This is a genomic window from Desemzia sp. C1, assembly GCF_020882875.1.
Classification (GTDB): Bacteria; Bacillota; Bacilli; order Lactobacillales; family Carnobacteriaceae; genus Desemzia; species Desemzia incerta.
The window spans coordinates 1,137,545-1,155,726 of the sequence record NZ_JAJIZP010000003.1 but is presented as its reverse complement, the minus strand read 5'-3'; the positions used below and the strand labels follow the sequence as shown (position 1 = coordinate 1,155,726).

The window sequence follows — 18,182 nt, the reverse complement described above, 5'->3', positions numbered from 1 at the left end:
CTTCTATGAGTTGATTGAAACCGGTTGAGCTGTTTGTACTTCACAAGTATAAACTGTTTCCAATAAGATTGTCTCGTTATAAACAGAAACTTCTAAAGCTTCTCCTTCGATCAATGTGATCGCTACTTTTTCATTTGTAACCGAAATGTTCAGTAAACGTCCGCGGTAGTTGATATGGAATGCATAGTTTGTCCAGTTTTCCGGCAATAGCGGTCTGAATGATAATTGACCATTTACTGTCTGCATCCCTGCAAATCCTTCAACGATCGTTAACCAGCTTCCAGTCATAGATGTGATGTGCAATCCGTCTTCTGTATCGTTGTTGTAGTTGTCTAAGTCTAAACGAGCAGTACGTTCATACAATTCTACAGCCTTGTCCATTTTCCCTAGATCAGCGGCTAAAATCGCATGGATACTTGGCGACAAGCTAGATTCGTGAACCGTCATCGGCTCGTAGAAATCAAAGTTGCGTGCAATTTCTTCTTTCGTGAATTGATCGCGGAAGAAGTACATTCCTTGTAGAACATCCGCTTGCTTGATGAATGGCGAACGCAAGATTTTGTCCCAAGACCAGTTTTGGTTCAATGGTAAATCTTTCGGATCCAATTCAGATACCGGACGCAAATCTTTGTCTAAGAATGTATCGTGTTGTACGAATACATCACGTTCTTCATCATACGGGTAATACATTTTTTGGATGATTTCGCTCCATTTTTCCATTTCTTCAGCCGACACGTGCAAGCTTTCTTTTTTCTCAGCTGCCAATTCTAATGATTCAAGCGTGTATTGAAGTGTCCAGGCAGCCATTTTATTTGTGTACCAGTTGTTGTTGATGTTGTTTTCGTATTCGTTTGGCCCCGTTACCCCATGCATCATGTATTGATCTTTGAAACGGTTGTAATGCACACGGTCAGCCCAGAAACGACTAATGCCCACTAATACGTCCAATCCTTTATCTTTCAAATACGTTTGGTCGCCAGTGTAGTTCGTGTAATTGTAGATAGCATAAGCCATTGCACCATTTCTGTGGATCTCTTCAAATGTGATTTCCCATTCGTTATGGCATTCCACTCCCGTAAAAGTTACCATTGGGTACAAAGCACCTTTTAATCCTTGTTGGCGTGCGTTGTGTTCAGCTTGCGGCAATTGGTTGTGGCGATACTGCAGCAAGTTTTCCGTTACTTCCGGATCAGCTAAAGCTAGATATAACGGTACAGCATAAGCTTCTGTATCCCAGTAAGTTGCTCCGCCGTATTTCTCTCCAGTGAAGCCTTTTGGTCCAATATTCAAGCGCTCGTCTTCTCCATAGTACGTTGAAAACAATTGGAACAAGTTGAAACGAATCCCTTGTTGTGCAGCAGCATCTCCGCCGATCACGATGTCTGCTTTCTTCCAGCGTTCGATCCATAGCGATTCATGACGCATACGCAATTCTTCAAATGGTAATTGATCCACCATTTTGCTGATTTCTTGAGCTTTGTCTGCCACGTCTTCTTTGTCGTAATCACGAGAAGTAGTGATCACAATGCGTTTTTCCATGATGGCTTTTTCGCCGGCAGCTAACTGACCTGCATAAGTTTGAGAAATGTGCATTTCTGTCGAAGATTCAGTCGTTTTTTCAAGATTTACAGCATGATTCGACATCACTGCGCCTACCGTAAATTGCTCGATCCCGAAATCATTCGGTTTAGTTTCGATCACTAATTGGTTTTGACCATAAGAAACTGGCAACCAGAATTTTTCTTCATAGTTAGAGTCTTCATTCGTCACGTTTCCATCTAATGCAGGAACCATTTCAACACGAATATCATCAGATAAACTTGTTACTTCTATTTTAATCGCACACAATTCTTTTTGATCCAAGCTGACAAATCGTTCTACTGCAACTTGTACTTTTTTACCTTCTTTTTCTACTATATAACTTCTTTTCAAAATTCCGCGCTGCATATCTAATTCCAGTTCGAAGTCTGATACGTTATCTGTATACAAATCAACTTTGACACCGTCAATCAGGATATCGATTTGGATAAAGTTCATTGTATTGATCACTTTACCAAAGTATTCAGGGTAACCATTTTTCCACCAGCCAACACGCGTTTTGTCTGGATACCATACTCCTCCGATATAACTTCCTCTATGATGATCGCCTGAATAAGCTTCTTCAAAGTTTCCGCGCATCCCCATATAACCGTTTCCAATACTGGTCAAGCTTTCTTGTAATCTGCGTTCTTCTTTATCTAATACCGTTGTTTTTACTTTCCATTCATCAATTTCAAATAGTCTATTATAAGCCACTTTTTTTCCTCCTGTACATTCATTGCGTAAGTCAAAAATGGTGCAATGCTGGTTTTCTAAGTTCTTTAACGCAAGTTTAAACGCAAACGTTTGCGTTGTCAATTTGAAAAGGCTTTAATTTTTATACAAGGAGTTAAACAACGTTGAAATAACAGCATTCCTCATTTCTGTTACCGGTAACAAAATTTCCAACCAATAAAACGCTTGCATTTTTTAAAGTTAGAACGTATATTTAAAGCAATCGTTTGCATAAGCAAATTGAATAGTTTAAGGGAGGATTTAAAATGAAACAATTATTTTCATTTGATTTTTGGCAAAAACTAGGTAAAGCGTTAATGGTCGTTGTGGCTGTTATGCCTGCCGCCGGATTAATGATCAGTATTGGAAAAATGATCGCTATGTTCAGCGGCGATATTTCACTTGTAATGACAATTGGAAGCGTTATGGAAAACTTAGGTTGGGCTATTATCAGCAATCTACATATCTTATTTGCAGTGGCTATTGGTGGTTCTTGGGCTAAAGAACGGGCCGGTGGAGCATTCGCTGCTCTTTTAGCTTTCATCTTAATCAATATGACTTCAGGCGCTGTCTTCGGAGTTACTTCAGATATGTTAGTAACTGAAGGCGCTACAACAACTACTCTATTTGGACAAATAATCCCTGTAGATGGTTACTTCACTTCGGTTTTAGGCTCACCTGCTTTAAATATGGGTGTGTTCGTCGGAATTATTTCTGGATTTGTAGGGGCCGTTATTTTCAATAAGTATTATAACTACCGCAAATTACCGGAAGCCCTTTCTTTCTTTAATGGGAAACGTTTCGTACCATTTGTGGTTATTTTATGGTCAGTAATCGTTTCTATCGGTTTAGCACTTGTCTGGCCAGTTGTTCAAACTGGTATTAACAACTTCGGGCAATGGATCGCAACTTCTAGTGAAACAGCGCCTGTATTTGCGCCATTTATTTATGGTACATTGGAGCGTCTGTTGTTGCCATTTGGATTGCATCATATGTTAACGATCCCAGTGAACTACACAGCTCTTGGTGGTACTTACACTGTCTTGACTGGAGCTGCTGCAGGAAGTCAAGTATTTGGGCAAGATCCACTATGGTTGGCATGGGTCAGCGACTTAGTTAACTTAAAAAATGCTGGCGATACAGCTGCTTACAATGAATTATTGACAACTGTTACTCCTGCTCGTTTCAAAGTAGGTCAAATGATTGGTGCAGCTGGGACTTTACTGGGGATTGCATTTGCTATGTACCGTCGTACGGATAAAGAAAAACGTCCGAAATACAAATCTATGTTTCTATCTGCTGGTTTAGCTGTTTTCTTAACAGGTGTTACTGAACCGCTTGAATTTATGTTTATGTTTGCCGCACCAGCTTTATATGGTGTTTACGCTGTTCTTCAAGGGGTTTCATTTGCGCTGGCAGATATTATTGCCTTGCGGGTCCACTCGTTCGGTATCCTTGAATTCTTGACTCGTATCCCAATGTCTATCAATGCCGGATTAGTCTGGGATGTCGTCAACTTTGTCATCTCTTGTGTGGTCTTCTTCTTCTTGGCTTACTTTGTTTCTTACTGGATGATCGGCAAATTTAAAATCGCTACTCCAGGTCGTTTGGGCAACTATATCGAAGAAGGAAATGCTGACGGTGAAGTTGCAACTGAAGGAGCTCCCGCGGCAACAGGCACTGCTGATGCACAAGTTACTGGAATTATCGAAGCTTTAGGTGGAAAAGACAACATTTCAGATGTAGATGCTTGTATGACACGTCTTCGTGTAACGGTTAAAGATCCTGAGGTCGTTAAAGATGAAGCCGCTTGGAAAAGACTTGGCGCTTTAGGTTTGGTGAAAAAAGGAACAGGTATCCAAGCCGTTTATGGACCAAAAGCTGATGTCTTAAAATCAGATATCAACGATACTTTAGGAGTGTAATGTTTGAAATTTTTAACACTGAATACGCATAGTTGGATGGAAGAAAATCCTTTGGACAAATTGGACGACTTATGCGAAGCGATCCTTCGTCACTCATTTGATGTGATCGCCTTGCAAGAAGTCAATCAGCTCATAGCTGCTCCCTTGGTAGACCCATCTTTATTGAGCACTTTTGCAGAGGCCAACAAGGAGCGTCCTATCAAAGAATATAATTTTGCTTTTCTGTTGCAAGAAAAGCTGCAGAAAAAAGGTTTGGATTACTACTGGACATGGGAGCCTTCTCATATCGGATATGACATTTATGATGAAGGGGTGGCTGTTTTGAGTTTGCAACCTATTCAAGACGTCTGCTCTTTCTTTGCTTCAGAAAATACAGCTTACGATGATTACAAAAGTCGAAAAGTGATTGGCATCAAATCAGCCAATCAATGGTTCTTTAGTTTGCATTTGGGCTGGTGGCAGGATGCACACGACCCTTTTCAGGCGCAATGGAAAAAATGTACTACTATTTTTGACAGCTTAAGTGAACCAATTTTTTTACTAGGTGATTTCAACAATCCTGCCCATCTTAAGCAAGAAGGTTACGAATTGGTCACGCAAACGTGGTTTGATACCTACCACTTGGCGGAGCACAAAGACTCCGGTTATACGGTTGCTGAAGCTATCGATGGTTGGACAGACAACCAAAGTGGTTTGCGAATCGACTATATTTTTGCCAATCGACCTGTCAAAACATTATCGTCTCAAGTGATTTTTAACGGGACAAATGAACCAGTTGTTTCCGATCATTTTGGGATTGCTTTAGAGATTGAAGAGTAACAATTGAAACAGGTTTCCACATTTATCCCTTTGTGAAAACTTATGGCTGGGATTTATTATCTTAGATAAATAAATACAAGGACTGCCCTAAATTCGAGTATTCTCGAGTTTGAGGCAGTTTTCTGTTTTATGTATGCCTCTAAGATTTAAGGTAGCCATAACGTTGATTTGTCAGAGCTAATGTTCTTGGCGTTGTGCTTCTAGTGGTCATGAGAGGGCTTATCAGAGCGATTAACCCTTGTTTTGCGACCCCTAATGGTCTTGAGAGGGCTTATCAGAGCGATTAACTCTTGTTTTACGACCCCTAATGGTCTTGAGTGGGCTTATCAGAGCGATTAACTCTTGTTTTGTGACCCTTAATGGTCTTGAGATCGCTTATCAGAGCGATTAACTATTGTTTTGCGACTCTTAATGGTCATGAGATCGCTTATCAGAGCGATTAACTCTTAATTTGCGACTCCTAATGGTCATGAGAGGGCTTATCAGAGCGATTAACCCTTGTTTTGCGACCCCTAATGGTCATGAGAGGGCTTATCAGAGCGATTAACTCTTGTTTTACGACCCCTAATGGTCTTGAGAAACCTTATCAGAGCGATTAACCCTTGTTTTGCGTCTCTTAATGGTCATGAGATCGCTTATCAGAGCGATTAACCCTTGTTTTGTGACCCCTAATGGTCATGAGAAACCTTATCGGAGCCTTTACTCCTGAATTTGTAATCTCGAATGGAACCTATCAACTAAAGTTCTTAGCATATGGTTCCTCGCCCCTTTTTTTAAGCCAATTATTTGAATCTATTTCGGTGAACGTGTACCATTTTAAGAGTAAAGAAAAAAAACGTAAATGAATTATCTACTTATAAAAGGAGGTTCTTCAAATGGATTTAGGGATAAAAGAAAAGACAGCCTTAGTGGTTGGTGGTGATTCGGGTCTTGGCTTAGCAACAGCTAAAACACTCTTGGAAGAAGGAGCAGCAGTCATCATCACTGGAATTGAGCAAGAACAACTCAACAAGGCTGCTGAAAGCTTAAAAGACTATCCTCGTCTACATCACTATCTTGTTGATGTGACTAAAAGCGAGTCATTAGCAAAATTGCATCAGCAAATCCAGCAAGATGTGGGTAAAATCGATATTTTAGTGCACTCAGCAGGTATTTCAGGTACAAGTGGGCTATTCCATGAAATTGAAGAAACAGACTGGCTAGAGACGTTAGATGTTGATTTGATGGGTGCTGTACGCACGGTTAAAGAATTTTTACCTGACCTAAGAACTGGTGGCTGGGGCAGACTTATCATGATCTCTTCTGAGAATGCAAAAGAAGCCTATCTAGATGAAATTCCTTATGACTGTGCTAAAGCAGGTATCTTGGCTTTAGTTAAAGGTTTGTCCAAAACTTATGCCAAAGAAGGGCTTTTAGTCAACGCTGTCTCTCCAGCTTTTATTGAAACACCTATGACAGACGCTATGATGGAGCAACGTTCTGAAGAATTGAACGTGTCTAAAAAAGAAGAAGCCATCGCATCATTTCTAGATGAAAAAAGACCCAATATTGAACTGAAACGTCGTGGACAACCGGAAGAAGTCGCAGCTGTGATTGCTTTTCTTTGTTCAGACAAAGCTTCTTTCGTGAACGGTTCTAATTACAGGATTGATGCTGGTTCAGTCTCTACGATTTAATTTGGAAAAGGAGGAAGAGAAATGGCAGAAGAATTAAGCGATATCCAAAAAATGCAGCAAGCAAATCAAGCTTATGATTATTTGATTATTGGTGGCGGGATGGTTGCTGGCTATGCCGCGAAAGGGATTCGAGAACTGGATAGTACTGGGACAATCAAAATCTTGTCCAATGATAAAGATGTTCCTTATACACGTCCGGCTTTAACCAAAAAATTATGGACAGATAGCTCTTTTACAGACGACCAAGTTCCTTTGAATACTACGGAAGAAACTGGTGCTGAAATCCAATTAGAATCTGAGGTTACTGCAATTCATCGCGGCAGACATACAGTCCAGCTAGCAGACGGATCGGTTATCGGCTACCAAAAATTATTATTGGCAACCGGTAGTGAACCCAATAAGATTGACGGCCCAGAATCAGATAAAGTCCTCTTTTTCAGAAGTTGGGAAGATTACCGTAAGCTACGCTCTCTTTCAGGTCACCATCAACACATTTTAGTCGTTGGTGGCGGTTATATCGGCGCTGAATTAGCAGCTGGCTTGATACAGAACGATACACGTGTAACCTTAGTCTATCCTGACGAAGTATTAGGTTCCAGTCAATTCCCTGAAGAGATTGCTGCTGAATACGAAGCAGCTTTCAAAAAGGCTGGCGTTGAACTGGTGAGCGGAAAACGCGTTGAATCTTACCGAAAAGAGGATGACGAATTTGTTTTGACCCTTGACGATGAAACAGAATTAAATGGTGACGCCATCGTATTTGGTCTAGGCGCCTCTCCGCGCGTTTCTTTAGCTAAAGAAAGTGAGTTGAATGTAGAAGATGGAATTGTGGTAGATGAATTCCTCAGAACGGATGACCCTGACATTTACGCGGCTGGAGATATCGTTGCTTACCCTGACCAAATTCTAGGACGCAACCGTATCGAACACGTAGACCACGCTCGTCATTCAGGACAATCTGTTGGAAAAGCTATGGCTGGGTCAAATGAGCCTTATACTCATACCCCCTACTTTTACTCTGTTGTATTTGACATTTCATGGAAAGCTATCGGAACCTTGGATCCTGAATTAGACACGCTGATCGACACAGTAGACGATGGGAAAGTTGTTTATTATCTGAAAGACGATAAACCAGTCGGTATTTTATTATGGAATGTTGAAGCGGATTTAGATGATGTCCGCACTATTTTGAGCGACCCTCCTGCTGATTCATCCGCATTAAAAGGAGCCATTCACGAAAAATAGCAGCACTTCTTAAACGAAGCACTCTTTTTCCGCTGTCTTAGCAGCAGAAAGAGGGTGTTTTTTATTTTTGTTCATCATTTTAGAGTAACAATTACGATAAGAAAGGTCCACTAATTAATTTTTTTTACTTCGTTCAACTTTAGCATTTTTTTTTGAAACTCCTTATTTTAAAGCGTTTTTTGAATATTCAGAATATGCAACATTGTACACAACGTTAAAAATGAGAGGTTTTGTTAAATTCAAACTTGTTTTTAATAATGAGTGCACTTATACTAGTACAGTATCAAAAAAAAAATTGATGGAGGAAATAATAAATGATAAATAAAAAAACTGCTACGTTATTATTATCATTAAGTACTGCTTTTATATTAGCTGCCTGTGGCGGTGGTTCAAGCGAAACTTCAGACACTGCTTCTTCAGACCAACAAGTACTAAACTTAGTCGAAACTGCTGAAATCCCTACTATGGATTCAACACAAGCTACAGATACTGTTGCTTTTACTGTTTTGACAAATGTTAACGAAGGATTATACCGTCAAAAAGAAGACGGCTCTTTAGAATTAGGTATGGCAGCTGAAGAACCAACTATCAGTGAAGATGGTTTGACATACACATTCAAAATTCGCGAAGATGCTAACTGGTCTAATGGAGACCCAGTAACAGCTCAGGATTTTGTTTATGCATGGAAAAAATTAGTTGACCCAGCTTCTGCAGCTTCTTACTCTTACATGATGGACGGTGTTATCGCTAACGCTTCAGAAATCATTAATGGAGATATCGCAGCTGACGAGTTAGGTGTTACAGCTGTGGATGATAAAACATTAGAAATACAATTAGATTCAAATCTACCATATTTCAAAGATTTACTTTCTTTAGCTATGTTCTACCCTCAAAACCAAGCTTTTGTAGAAGAACAAGGTGAAAATTATGCGTTGTCTAGTGATGCTTTAGTTTACAATGGTCCTTTCGTACTTGAAGACTGGACTGCAGCAGGAGTATCTTGGACATACGCTAAAAATCCAGATTACTGGGATGCAGCAACAGTTGCTCTAGACCAAATCAATGTTGAAGTTATTAAAGAAACTTCAACAGCTTTGAACTTATACGACACTGACGCTACTGACCGTATCTTGCTAAAAGGTGAATACGTAGCTCAAAGAGCTGGTGATGCAGAAATCCACACTATGCCAACATCTTCTGTATTCTATTTGAAATTTAGCCAAAATGACCCTGAAAGCCCATTAAACAATGAAAACATTCGTAAAGCATTGTCAATGGCATTTGATAAAGAAGCTTACTCAGAAGTTGTATTGCAAGATGGTTCTATCCCAGCTAACGCTTTAGTACCTCAAGGCTTGGCTACAGACCCAGAAACTGGCGAAGACTTCCGTGAACAAAATGGCGACTTGTCAACTTATGATGTAGCTGCTGCTCAAGAATTCTGGCAAGCTGGTCTGGATGAATTAGGTGTAGATTCTATTGAGTTAGAATTATTATCTGATGATACAGACAACTCAAAACGTTCTTCTGAGTTTATCCAAAGTGAATTAGTGACTAACTTACCTGGATTGAGTATCAACTTACGTAACGTACCGTTCAAAGTTCGTTTAGCTTCTGATAGTTCTGGAGATTACGATATCCAAGTAGCTGGCTGGGGTGCTGATTACGCTGACCCGATCAACTTCTTAGAATTGTTTGAAACAGATAACGGAAACAACACTTTAGGTTACTCTAACCCAGAATACGATGCATTGATTCAACAAGCTCGTGCTGAAGTAACTGACTTAAGTGCTCGTTGGAACCTATTATTGCAAGCAGAACAAATCTTGATTGAAGATGCCGCAATTGCACCTATCTATCAACGTGCAAACGCAGTTTTAGAAAAAGATTACGTTAAAGGTATTGCAGAACATTTAGTAGGAGCACAATACACTTACAAATGGGCATCTGTTGAAAAATAATTTTTTTAACCGTTTAATCGATCTTTGATGAAGGAACAAAATAAAGCAATCATCAGCCTCCGTTAATTCGAGTGACTGATAATTGCTTTATTTTATGGTTATAACAAGTAATTCCATAAGAATAGGATGCTGAGAGCCAGAAGAATGAGTCCAACCGTAAGAATAGATTGATAACTTTTTCCTACTGATTTAGATAGTGCATCTAGACTAGAGTTGTCTTCTAATTCATCTGGTTCTTGCTTTCTTTTTCTTAATTTTATTACTTTTTTCATGCTGTAGTGAAAAAAATCAAATGTCCCTTTAGATAAAACTAAGCCGAAAAGTCCGATGATCAATAGCGGCAAAGATACCAAAAACAGGCTGTTGGATAAAGGAATCCATTGAATGGTTTGATATTTGATCCACTGAAACAGCACAACTGCAATAAATAAAGCCAATGAAATCAAAAGATTTTTTTTAGTGAATTTCATGAGATGTGAATCCTTTCTTTGAATGAATATTTCTAATGTAACTAAAAACTCATTTAAATACAATTTAATTATACAATTCTAGATTATTTTTTTCGCTACTGATATGGTACAATACCATCTATGAACAAATTTTATTACGGAGGTTGGATTACAATGAAGAATTATGCAAAGTACTTTGGAAAACGCGTTTTATATATGATTCTTACTTTGTTCCTGATTGCTTCGATAACATTCTTTCTCATGAAGCTCTTACCTGGTACTCCTTATAGTAACCAAGATAAGTTAAGTGAAGAACAAATTTTTATTATGAATGAGAAATATGGTTTGAATGAACCAATTATCGTGCAATATGGAATTTATTTATTTGGACTTGTTACAGGTGACTTGGGAACTTCTTTCCAATTCAATAATACTCCTGTTGCAGAATTGATAGGCTCAAGGATAGCCCCTTCTGCCCAGATTGGTATTCAGGCGGTAGTCGTCGGAACGATTCTCGGGATTGTACTGGGTGTCGTTTCCGCGATGAAACAAGGAACTTGGATCGATACAACAGCAACATTAACCGCGATTATCGGCCGTTCCATTCCTAACTTTGTATTTGCAGTACTGCTGCAATTAATTTTTGGAGTTTGGTTAGGTTGGTTCCCTATCGCTTTATGGACTGGTTTTGCATCGTCTGTTTTACCGTCTATTGCATTAGCAATCTCCCCACTAGCCGATTCGGCACGATTTATGCGGACCGAGATGGTAGATGTATTAAGCAGTGATTACGTAGAATTGGCAAAAGCTAAAGGTCTAAGTAAGTGGGAAGTAGCTTTTAAACACGGAATCCGTAATGCTTTGATTCCACTGGTTACCCTTTTAGGACCAATGGCCGTAGCTTTAATGACTGGTTCTATGGTTGTTGAGAATATTTTTGCGATTCCTGGAATCGGAGAACAATTTGTTAAATCGATTTTAACAAATGACTACCCAACAATTATGGGTGTTACTATGCTGTATTCAGCGTTATTGGTTTCCGTTATTCTATTAGTGGATATTCTTTACGGAATTATTGACCCTCGTATTAGAGTAGCTACAGAAGGAGGTAATTAATTTATGGTGAGCAACAATAACTTTCATTCTGAACAACCACTACCTGAATTGACACCAGATCTATTTAAAAAAGCAGATAGTTTAGATGTTCAAGATAACGAAAAAATTACTGCCCCTTCTCTAAGTTTTACGCAAGATTCTTGGCGTCGACTAAAGAAAAACCAAGTCGCTATGGTCAGTATGGTTCTTTTAATTGTCATTACTTTATTGAGTCTCTTTGCTCCAGTAATTGCTCCTCAAAGTCCAAATGTTCAAACTATTGAACATGCGAATTTACCGCCTAAAATCCCTGGTTTGGATATTAATGGTTTAAACGGAACAATTGATCAAAATGGAACACGCGTAGATAAATATGAACAACAAGGCGTTGATAGTGACGTATCCTACTATCTAGGAACAGACAGCCTAGGCCGTGACTTATTGTCGCGTATTCTATATGGTACACGAGTATCGCTGTTTATTGCATTCGTGGCTGCCTTATTGAATCTGGTTATTGGAGTAACTTACGGGCTATTATCCGGCTGGATTGGCGGAAGAGTAGATACTGTGATGCAGCGTATACTGGAAGTTCTTTCTGGGGTACCCAACTTGGTTATTGTTATCTTAATGTTATTAGTGTTTGATCCTGGTATCAAATCTATTATCATTGCCTTAGCTTTGACTGAATGGATCTCAATGGCTCGTATTGTTCGGGCACAAACCCTTAAATTGAAAAACCAAGAATATGTCTTAGCGGCTAAAACACTTGGACAATCTTCTTTAAGTATCGCCTTTAAACACATTATGCCTAACTTATTGGGTATTATTATTATTCAAGTTATGTTCTCAATTCCGTCCGCTATTTTCTTTGAAGCTTTCTTAAGCTTTATCGGTATCGGTATTCCTGCTCCTGAAGCTTCATTAGGTACATTGATCAATGATGGATACAAAACATTCCGTTTCTTACCTCACTTGATGTGGTACCCTTCTGCTGTTATGAGTATCATTATGATCAGTTTCAACTTATTAGCAGATGGTTTACGAGATTCGTTTGATCCAAAACTGAGAGATTAGGAGGAAGCCTCATGGAAAATATATTAGAAGTAAAAGATCTGCACATTTCATTTGATACGTATGCAGGACAAGTCCACGCCATTCGCGGAGTAAATTTTGATTTGAAGCCTGGCGAAACACTAGCCATCGTTGGTGAATCCGGATCCGGAAAATCGGTTACCAGTCGAAGCATTATGCGCTTGTTAGCTAACAATGCTAATGTTGACAGTGGTGAAATTCTCTTCAAAGGTGAAGACCTTGTCAAAAAATCTGAAAAAGAAATGCAAAAAATTCGTGGTTCAGAGATTGCTATGATCTTCCAAGATCCAATGACTTCTTTGAATCCTACTCAAAAAATTGGTAAACAAATTGCTGAGCCTATTTTGAAACATCAAAACGTATCTAAAGACGAAGCTTACAAAAAAGCGGAAGAATTATTGCGTTTGGTTGGTATTCCAAACCCTGAAAAAAGAATGAAGCAATACCCTCATCAATTTTCAGGTGGCCAACGTCAACGTATCGTTATTGCGATTGCATTAGGTTGCAACCCTGATATTTTGATTGCTGATGAACCAACTACTGCTCTTGATGTAACCATTCAAGCTCAAATCTTAGAATTAATGAAAGAATTGCAACAAAAAATCAAAACGTCTATCATCTTTATCACTCATGATTTAGGTGTTGTAGCAAACGTTGCAGACCGTGTAGCTGTTATGTACGCTGGTAAATTTGTGGAAGTGGGAACGGTTGACGAGATTTTCTACAATCCACAACACCCTTACACTTGGGGACTATTAAGTTCTATGCCTACTTTAGAAACAAGTGGTTATTTGTACGCTATTCCTGGAACACCTCCAGACTTGTTGAATCCTCCTAAGGGTGATGCATTTGCTCCTCGTAGCGAGTATGCGTTGAAAGTAGATACAATGTACGAACCGCCTTTATTCAAATTATCTGACACTCATTTTGCAGCAACTTGGTTATTACATCCGGATGCTCCAAAAGTTACTCCTCCAGCTGGTATCGTAGCCCGTCAAAACGGCTTCCGTGCTAAGCAAGTGGACCTTGCTCCGTCAAGCGACCTGACAAAACTGAGCGGTCAAGATGTTGAGATCGATCAAGAACAAGGCAATCTTTCAGTTGATGAAATCACAACTGAACGTGATTCGAGAGGAGAAGTAAATGAGCCAAGATACTAATCGTAAAAAACTTTTAGAAGTAAAAAACTTAAAACAGTACTTTAACGTTGGTTCTAAAAATGAAGTCAAAGCCATTGACGATGTTTCTTTCGATATTTATGAAGGTGAAACTTTCGGGCTTGTAGGGGAATCTGGTTGTGGGAAAACGACAACTGGACGTACGATCATTCGTTTGTACGACCCAACTGACGGTGAAATTTACTTTGATGGTACTAAAGTTCATTCTTTACACGGAAGAAAAGATCAATTAGACTTTCGTAAAAACATGCAAATGATTTTCCAAGACCCTTATGCTTCTTTGAATCCTCGTATGAAAGTAAGAGATATCATTGCTGAAGGAATTGAGATTCATAAATTAGCCAACAGCGAAGAAGAAGTTACTGCTCGTGTAGAAGAATTGCTGGAATTAGTTGGATTAAACAAAGACCACTCTTCTCGTTACCCGCATGAATTTTCAGGTGGACAACGTCAACGTATCGGAATCGCTCGTGCTTTAGCAGTGGATCCTAAAATGATCATTGCGGATGAGCCGATTTCTGCTCTTGATGTGTCTATCCAAGCGCAAGTAGTCAACTTGTTGATGGAATTGCAGAAAAAACAAAAATTAACGTTCTTGTTTATTGCACATGACTTGTCTATGGTGAAATACATTAGTGACCGTATCGGTGTAATGTACTTTGGTAAAATCGTTGAATTAGCACCTGCTGATGACGTATACAACAAACCATTGCATCCATATACAGAAAGTCTGCTTTCAGCTATTCCATTGCCTGATCCAGATTACGAACGCAATCGTACTCGCTTTGCTTACACTCCTCGTCCTTCAAATGGCGAAGAAGAAAAGCTGAGAGAAATCGCACCAGGACATTTTGTGTACTGTCGTGAATCAGATGTACCAGGTCTTCAAGAAAAATTAGCTAAATACTAATTATTCTATCCCCTGCTATTCGGCAGGGGATTTTTTGTTTTCTTTAATTTCTAACAAAATTTCTTCCGACTTATAGGGGAATTATAGACAGCCATGGGACCACCTCGAGCCAAAGATCATGTCCTAAGGCTACAAGCACTCCCATGTTTCTCCTGAAATTTTTAGACGTATGTTTCTCATGAATTTAGAATTAAAAATAAATGTATTTAGTCAACTCTTTTCAGTTCTAGTATTTGCATAAAAACCAGATTGTATACTATTTGATGTTAATAAGTTACGATCGATTCGTGAAGCTGTGACATACTGTCTTCGCCACTTCCTTGTTGGCTTTGAACGGTGAATTTTTGTCGCATTTAAAGAGTTTATTGAATTCCTTAAAACTAAAATAGTTTTTATAAAGACGCGTAAATAAACAGTCTCGTCTTTACTTAATAACTACAAGATGGAAAATTTTACAATAAAAAATTGACAACTGCATAGTTTTCTTCTAAAATCTTATAAAGATCACCAATTAAATACGAGTATCCTTAATATTTTGATAGAGGTCGCGAGGTTCATTAATCCTGCTGAGTGAGGCAACACTGTGAAGCAGAGCTAGGGGACATCGCCGAAACAAAATGATTCTTGCTTGAACATTTTGTTGGGTTGCAAATGAACAATTTGTAAACTGTCTCAGCTATTGCTGAGTTGCGCTATGCTTGTAAAAGGTTTGCCGACGTAAAGTCTTCAGCCATTTTCCAATCATGGACGATGGCTTTTTTTGTACCTTTTTTTCTATCATTTGTTCAGACCTCGTGAAAGGAATGAGTCATTTGAAAAAAAATATTTTACTTTTACTACTAAGTGTCATTTGCTTTGTCTCTTTAGCACAACCTCTAACGGTGAAAGCACAAGAACAAAGTCCAGATAATGAATTTCGGGTTGGTTTAGAAGCCAGTTATGCACCTTTTAATTGGACACAGACATCTCCAGATAACGGTGCTATTCCTATTTTTGGAGAGGAAGGGTCTGCTTATGCTGGTGGATATGACGTTCAGATCGCGAAAAAAATCGCAGACGGATTAGGCAAAGAATTAGTCATTGTCAAAGTCCAATGGGATGGCCTGGTTCCTGCGTTGCAGTCTGGAACGATTGATGCCGTTATTGCCGGAATGTCTCCAACTGAAGAACGCCGTGAGCAAATCGACTTTACCGATGCCTATTATGAGTCAGATTTAGTGGTAGTCACTCGAAAAGACAGTCCATTTGCCGATGCACGCAACCTGTCTGATCTTTCTAACGCAAAAATCACTGCCCAACAGAGTACGTTTCATTACACTGTTATTGATCAAATACCCGATGTACAAAAAGAACAAGCCATGAAAGATTTTTCGGCCATGCGTACTTCCCTTGCTTCAGGTGTCATTGACGGTTACGTTAGCGAACGTCCTGAAGGGATAACAGCTACTGGTGCTAATCCAGACTTAACCATGGTGGAATTTGATGAGGGAGAAGGATTCCAAACCAATCCCGAAGACGTGCAAGTGGCTATTGGAATGCGTCAAGGAGATCCAGATCTTGAACGAATCAATGAAATCATCGCAACCATTTCCGAAGATGAACGTACAGAATTAATGGACACTGCCATTAAAGAGCAACCTGCTGCAGTAGAAGAAGTACCTGATGGCGAAACTGCAGAATCTGATTCAGATGAAGGGTTGCTTAGTGATTTTAGAAACATTTTAGATGAATATGGTATCCTCTTTCTTCGTGGAACAGGTCTGACTCTTTTTATCGCTGTATTTTCAACTATTGTTGGGTTGCTGATTGGATTGCTCATTGGTATTTTCCGTTCACTGCCCTCTGCTGAAAATCCATTTAGCCGTTTCCTCCAAAAAATTGTTCATGGACTTTTGACTATCTATATTGAAGTCTTTCGTGGAACTCCCATGATCGTGCAAGCAATGGTCATTTATTATGGAACGGCATTAGCCTTTGGTGTCTCTATGAACCGGACAGTTGCAGCGTTGTTGATTGTGTCGATCAATACTGGAGCGTATATGTCTGAAATCGTCAGAGGGGGTATCTTCGCTGTTGACAAAGGTCAAACTGAAGCTGCTCAAGCCATTGGAATGACACATGGCCAAACAATGATCAAGGTTGTCCTTCCCCAAGTAATGCGGAATATCCTGCCGGCAACGGGTAATGAGATCATTATCAATATTAAAGACACGGCTGTTCTGAGTGTTATTAGTGTTGCTGACTTGTTCTTCCAAGGAACAACCGCTGCGGGTACTAACTACCAATACTTCCAGACCTTTACGATCGTTGGTGTTATCTATCTTGTCTTAACAATTTCAGCAACTCAGCTCTTGCGTCTGGTCGAACGAAAAATTGATGGTCCAAGTGAATATGCCATGCTTGATGAATTAAATCCTGAGGAATAAGGAGGTCTTCTCGTGTCAGCAACTATCGAAATTAATCATTTAAAAAAGAATTTTGGAAAAAACGAAGTCTTGAAAGATATCAGCCTTTCCGTTACTAAAGGGGAAGTTGTTACTATTATCGGCTCTTCCGGGTCAGGAAAATCTACACTGCTTCGCTGCATAAATTTATTAGAAAAACCAACCAGCGGAGAAATCATTTATAAAGGTGAAAATGTTCTGAAAAAAGGATACAGTTTGCCAAAATACCGTAAAAATCTAGGCATGGTATTCCAATCTTTCAACTTGTTCAATAACATGAACGTTTTGGAGAACTGTGTCACTGGACAAGTAACTGTATTGAAAAGAGATCGTGAGGAAGCAGAAAAAATTGCTCAAGAAAACCTGCAACTAGTTGATATGGAAAGATACGTCAATGCTAAACCGGATCAACTTTCTGGGGGACAAAAACAGCGTGTAGCTATTGCACGGGCTCTGTCTATGAATCCAGACGTTATGCTGTTTGATGAGCCGACTTCTGCTTTGGATCCAGAAATCGTCGGAGAAGTTTTGAAAACTATGAAACACTTAGCAGAAACAGGTTTGACGATGGTCATCGTCACGCATGAAATGGGTTTTGCAAAAGAAGTTTCCGACCGCGTGATCTTCATGGATAAAGGCGTCATCGCTGAAGCTGGAACTCCTGAAGAAATCTTCAACCATCCTAAAGAAGAACGTACGAAAGCCTTTCTGTCTCGAGTATTGAACTAGCTTTAGCATTGCATTTAATATTGTTTTTTTAACGTAAGTTTTAAACGACGAGGTTCAAGGAGCTCTTGCCGATAATCTGATGGTCTTGAAATTTTATCGTTTAACCCATAGAAGAGTCCCATACAGTAAGCATTCTATGCTCTGTCTGTATGGGACTCTTCTTTTATTTGCTGGTTTAGGTATTGCGGAATCTGCGAGAACGCTTTCCGTCCCCTTTTTGAGGATTTTGATGCCTTTTAGGAACGCAAATGTTGCTTTCGTTCCTTTATTTCTCTTTTTACCGAGAAAACGGTACGCAAATGATTTTTGCGTACCGTTTTTCTGCTGTTTCCGCTAATAAAGGAAC

At 39.4% G+C, this 18,182-nt stretch carries 13 protein-coding genes and 1 riboswitch; of the genes, 11 read left to right on the top strand and 2 right to left on the bottom strand.

Annotation, left to right across the window (positions count from 1 at the left end; all coding sequences use genetic code 11):
* Nucleotides 1-3 precede the first annotated feature (3 nt).
* Nucleotides 4-2,295 carry a glycoside hydrolase family 65 protein gene (locus LMF32_RS06020; protein WP_230524166.1) on the bottom strand — a complete coding sequence of 764 codons (2,292 nt, stop codon included), beginning with the start codon at nucleotides 2,293-2,295 and terminating at the stop codon, nucleotides 4-6.
* A gap of 284 nt (nucleotides 2,296-2,579) precedes the next feature.
* Here LMF32_RS06020 and LMF32_RS06015 point away from each other — a divergent pair, with 284 nt between their 5' ends.
* The 5 genes from LMF32_RS06015 to LMF32_RS05995 all read left to right on the top strand — a co-directional run bounded on the left by LMF32_RS06015 (nucleotide 2,580) and on the right by LMF32_RS05995 (nucleotide 9,939).
* Nucleotides 2,580-4,238: a PTS transporter subunit IIBC gene (locus tag LMF32_RS06015; protein ID WP_230524165.1), complete on the top strand. Its 1,659-nt coding sequence runs from the start codon at nucleotides 2,580-2,582 to the stop codon at nucleotides 4,236-4,238.
* Nucleotides 4,239-4,241: 3 nt separating this feature from the next.
* The gene (locus tag LMF32_RS06010; protein ID WP_230524164.1) at nucleotides 4,242-5,057 is read left to right on the top strand and encodes an endonuclease/exonuclease/phosphatase family protein; all 816 of its coding nucleotides are present in this window, start codon (nucleotides 4,242-4,244) and stop codon (nucleotides 5,055-5,057) included.
* Nucleotides 5,058-5,932: 875 nt separating this feature from the next.
* A complete protein-coding gene (locus LMF32_RS06005) occupies nucleotides 5,933-6,733 on the top strand; it encodes an SDR family oxidoreductase (protein WP_230524163.1) in 801 nt (266 codons plus the stop codon).
* Between the two features lie 21 nt (nucleotides 6,734-6,754).
* Nucleotides 6,755-7,978, top strand: coding sequence for an FAD-dependent oxidoreductase (locus tag LMF32_RS06000; RefSeq protein WP_230524162.1), 1,224 nt, complete (start codon nucleotides 6,755-6,757; stop codon nucleotides 7,976-7,978).
* 314 nt (nucleotides 7,979-8,292) lie between these two features.
* Nucleotides 8,293-9,939 (top strand): peptide ABC transporter substrate-binding protein, encoded by a 1,647-nt coding sequence (locus LMF32_RS05995; protein WP_230524161.1) that lies wholly within the window; start codon nucleotides 8,293-8,295, stop codon nucleotides 9,937-9,939.
* Nucleotides 9,940-10,037: 98 nt separating this feature from the next.
* Here LMF32_RS05995 and LMF32_RS05990 read toward each other — a convergent pair whose 3' ends face one another.
* A complete protein-coding gene (locus LMF32_RS05990; RefSeq protein ID WP_230524160.1) occupies nucleotides 10,038-10,409 on the bottom strand; it encodes a DUF3899 domain-containing protein in 372 nt (123 codons plus the stop codon).
* Nucleotides 10,410-10,562: 153 nt separating this feature from the next.
* On the opposite strand from LMF32_RS05990, the gene opp3b reads away from it, so the two are divergent.
* The 6 genes from opp3b to LMF32_RS05960 all read left to right on the top strand — a co-directional run bounded on the left by opp3b (nucleotide 10,563) and on the right by LMF32_RS05960 (nucleotide 17,836).
* On the top strand, nucleotides 10,563-11,504 hold the full coding sequence (gene opp3b, locus LMF32_RS05985) for an oligopeptide ABC transporter permease (protein ID WP_230524159.1): 942 nt from the start codon (nucleotides 10,563-10,565) through the stop codon (nucleotides 11,502-11,504).
* A gap of 3 nt (nucleotides 11,505-11,507) precedes the next feature.
* Entirely contained in the window at nucleotides 11,508-12,557 is a 1,050-nt protein-coding gene (opp3C, locus tag LMF32_RS05980; protein WP_230524158.1) for an oligopeptide ABC transporter permease, read from the top strand.
* Between the two features lie 11 nt (nucleotides 12,558-12,568).
* Complete coding sequence (locus LMF32_RS05975) at nucleotides 12,569-13,735, top strand: ABC transporter ATP-binding protein (protein ID WP_230524157.1); 1,167 nt, start codon at nucleotides 12,569-12,571, stop codon at nucleotides 13,733-13,735.
* The gene (locus LMF32_RS05970) at nucleotides 13,719-14,663 is read left to right on the top strand and encodes an ATP-binding cassette domain-containing protein (protein WP_092480362.1); all 945 of its coding nucleotides are present in this window, start codon (nucleotides 13,719-13,721) and stop codon (nucleotides 14,661-14,663) included. The genes LMF32_RS05975 and LMF32_RS05970 overlap by 17 nt, the downstream gene beginning before the upstream one ends.
* Nucleotides 14,664-15,194: 531 nt before the next feature.
* Nucleotides 15,195-15,366, top strand: a riboswitch (Lysine riboswitch).
* Between the two features lie 145 nt (nucleotides 15,367-15,511).
* Nucleotides 15,512-17,089, top strand: a complete 1,578-nt coding sequence (locus tag LMF32_RS05965; RefSeq protein ID WP_230525087.1) for an ABC transporter permease subunit — start codon at nucleotides 15,512-15,514, stop codon at nucleotides 17,087-17,089.
* Between the two features lie 12 nt (nucleotides 17,090-17,101).
* Nucleotides 17,102-17,836, top strand: a complete 735-nt coding sequence (locus tag LMF32_RS05960) for an amino acid ABC transporter ATP-binding protein (RefSeq protein WP_230524156.1) — start codon at nucleotides 17,102-17,104, stop codon at nucleotides 17,834-17,836.
* Nucleotides 17,837-18,182 lie beyond the last annotated feature (346 nt).

Coding starts and splice junctions, on each gene's coding strand:
- LMF32_RS05975 (WP_230524157.1), top strand. CDS start 12,569: ATGGAAAATATATTAGAAGTAAAAGATCTGCACATTTCATTTGATACG.
- LMF32_RS06000 (WP_230524162.1), top strand. CDS start 6,755: ATGGCAGAAGAATTAAGCGATATCCAAAAAATGCAGCAAGCAAATCAA.
- LMF32_RS05970 (WP_092480362.1), top strand. CDS start 13,719: ATGAGCCAAGATACTAATCGTAAAAAACTTTTAGAAGTAAAAAACTTA.
- opp3C (WP_230524158.1), top strand. CDS start 11,508: ATGGTGAGCAACAATAACTTTCATTCTGAACAACCACTACCTGAATTG.
- LMF32_RS05995 (WP_230524161.1), top strand. CDS start 8,293: ATGATAAATAAAAAAACTGCTACGTTATTATTATCATTAAGTACTGCT.
- LMF32_RS06015 (WP_230524165.1), top strand. CDS start 2,580: ATGAAACAATTATTTTCATTTGATTTTTGGCAAAAACTAGGTAAAGCG.
- opp3b (WP_230524159.1), top strand. CDS start 10,563: ATGAAGAATTATGCAAAGTACTTTGGAAAACGCGTTTTATATATGATT.
- LMF32_RS05990 (WP_230524160.1), bottom strand. CDS start 10,409: ATGAAATTCACTAAAAAAAATCTTTTGATTTCATTGGCTTTATTTATT.
- LMF32_RS06005 (WP_230524163.1), top strand. CDS start 5,933: ATGGATTTAGGGATAAAAGAAAAGACAGCCTTAGTGGTTGGTGGTGAT.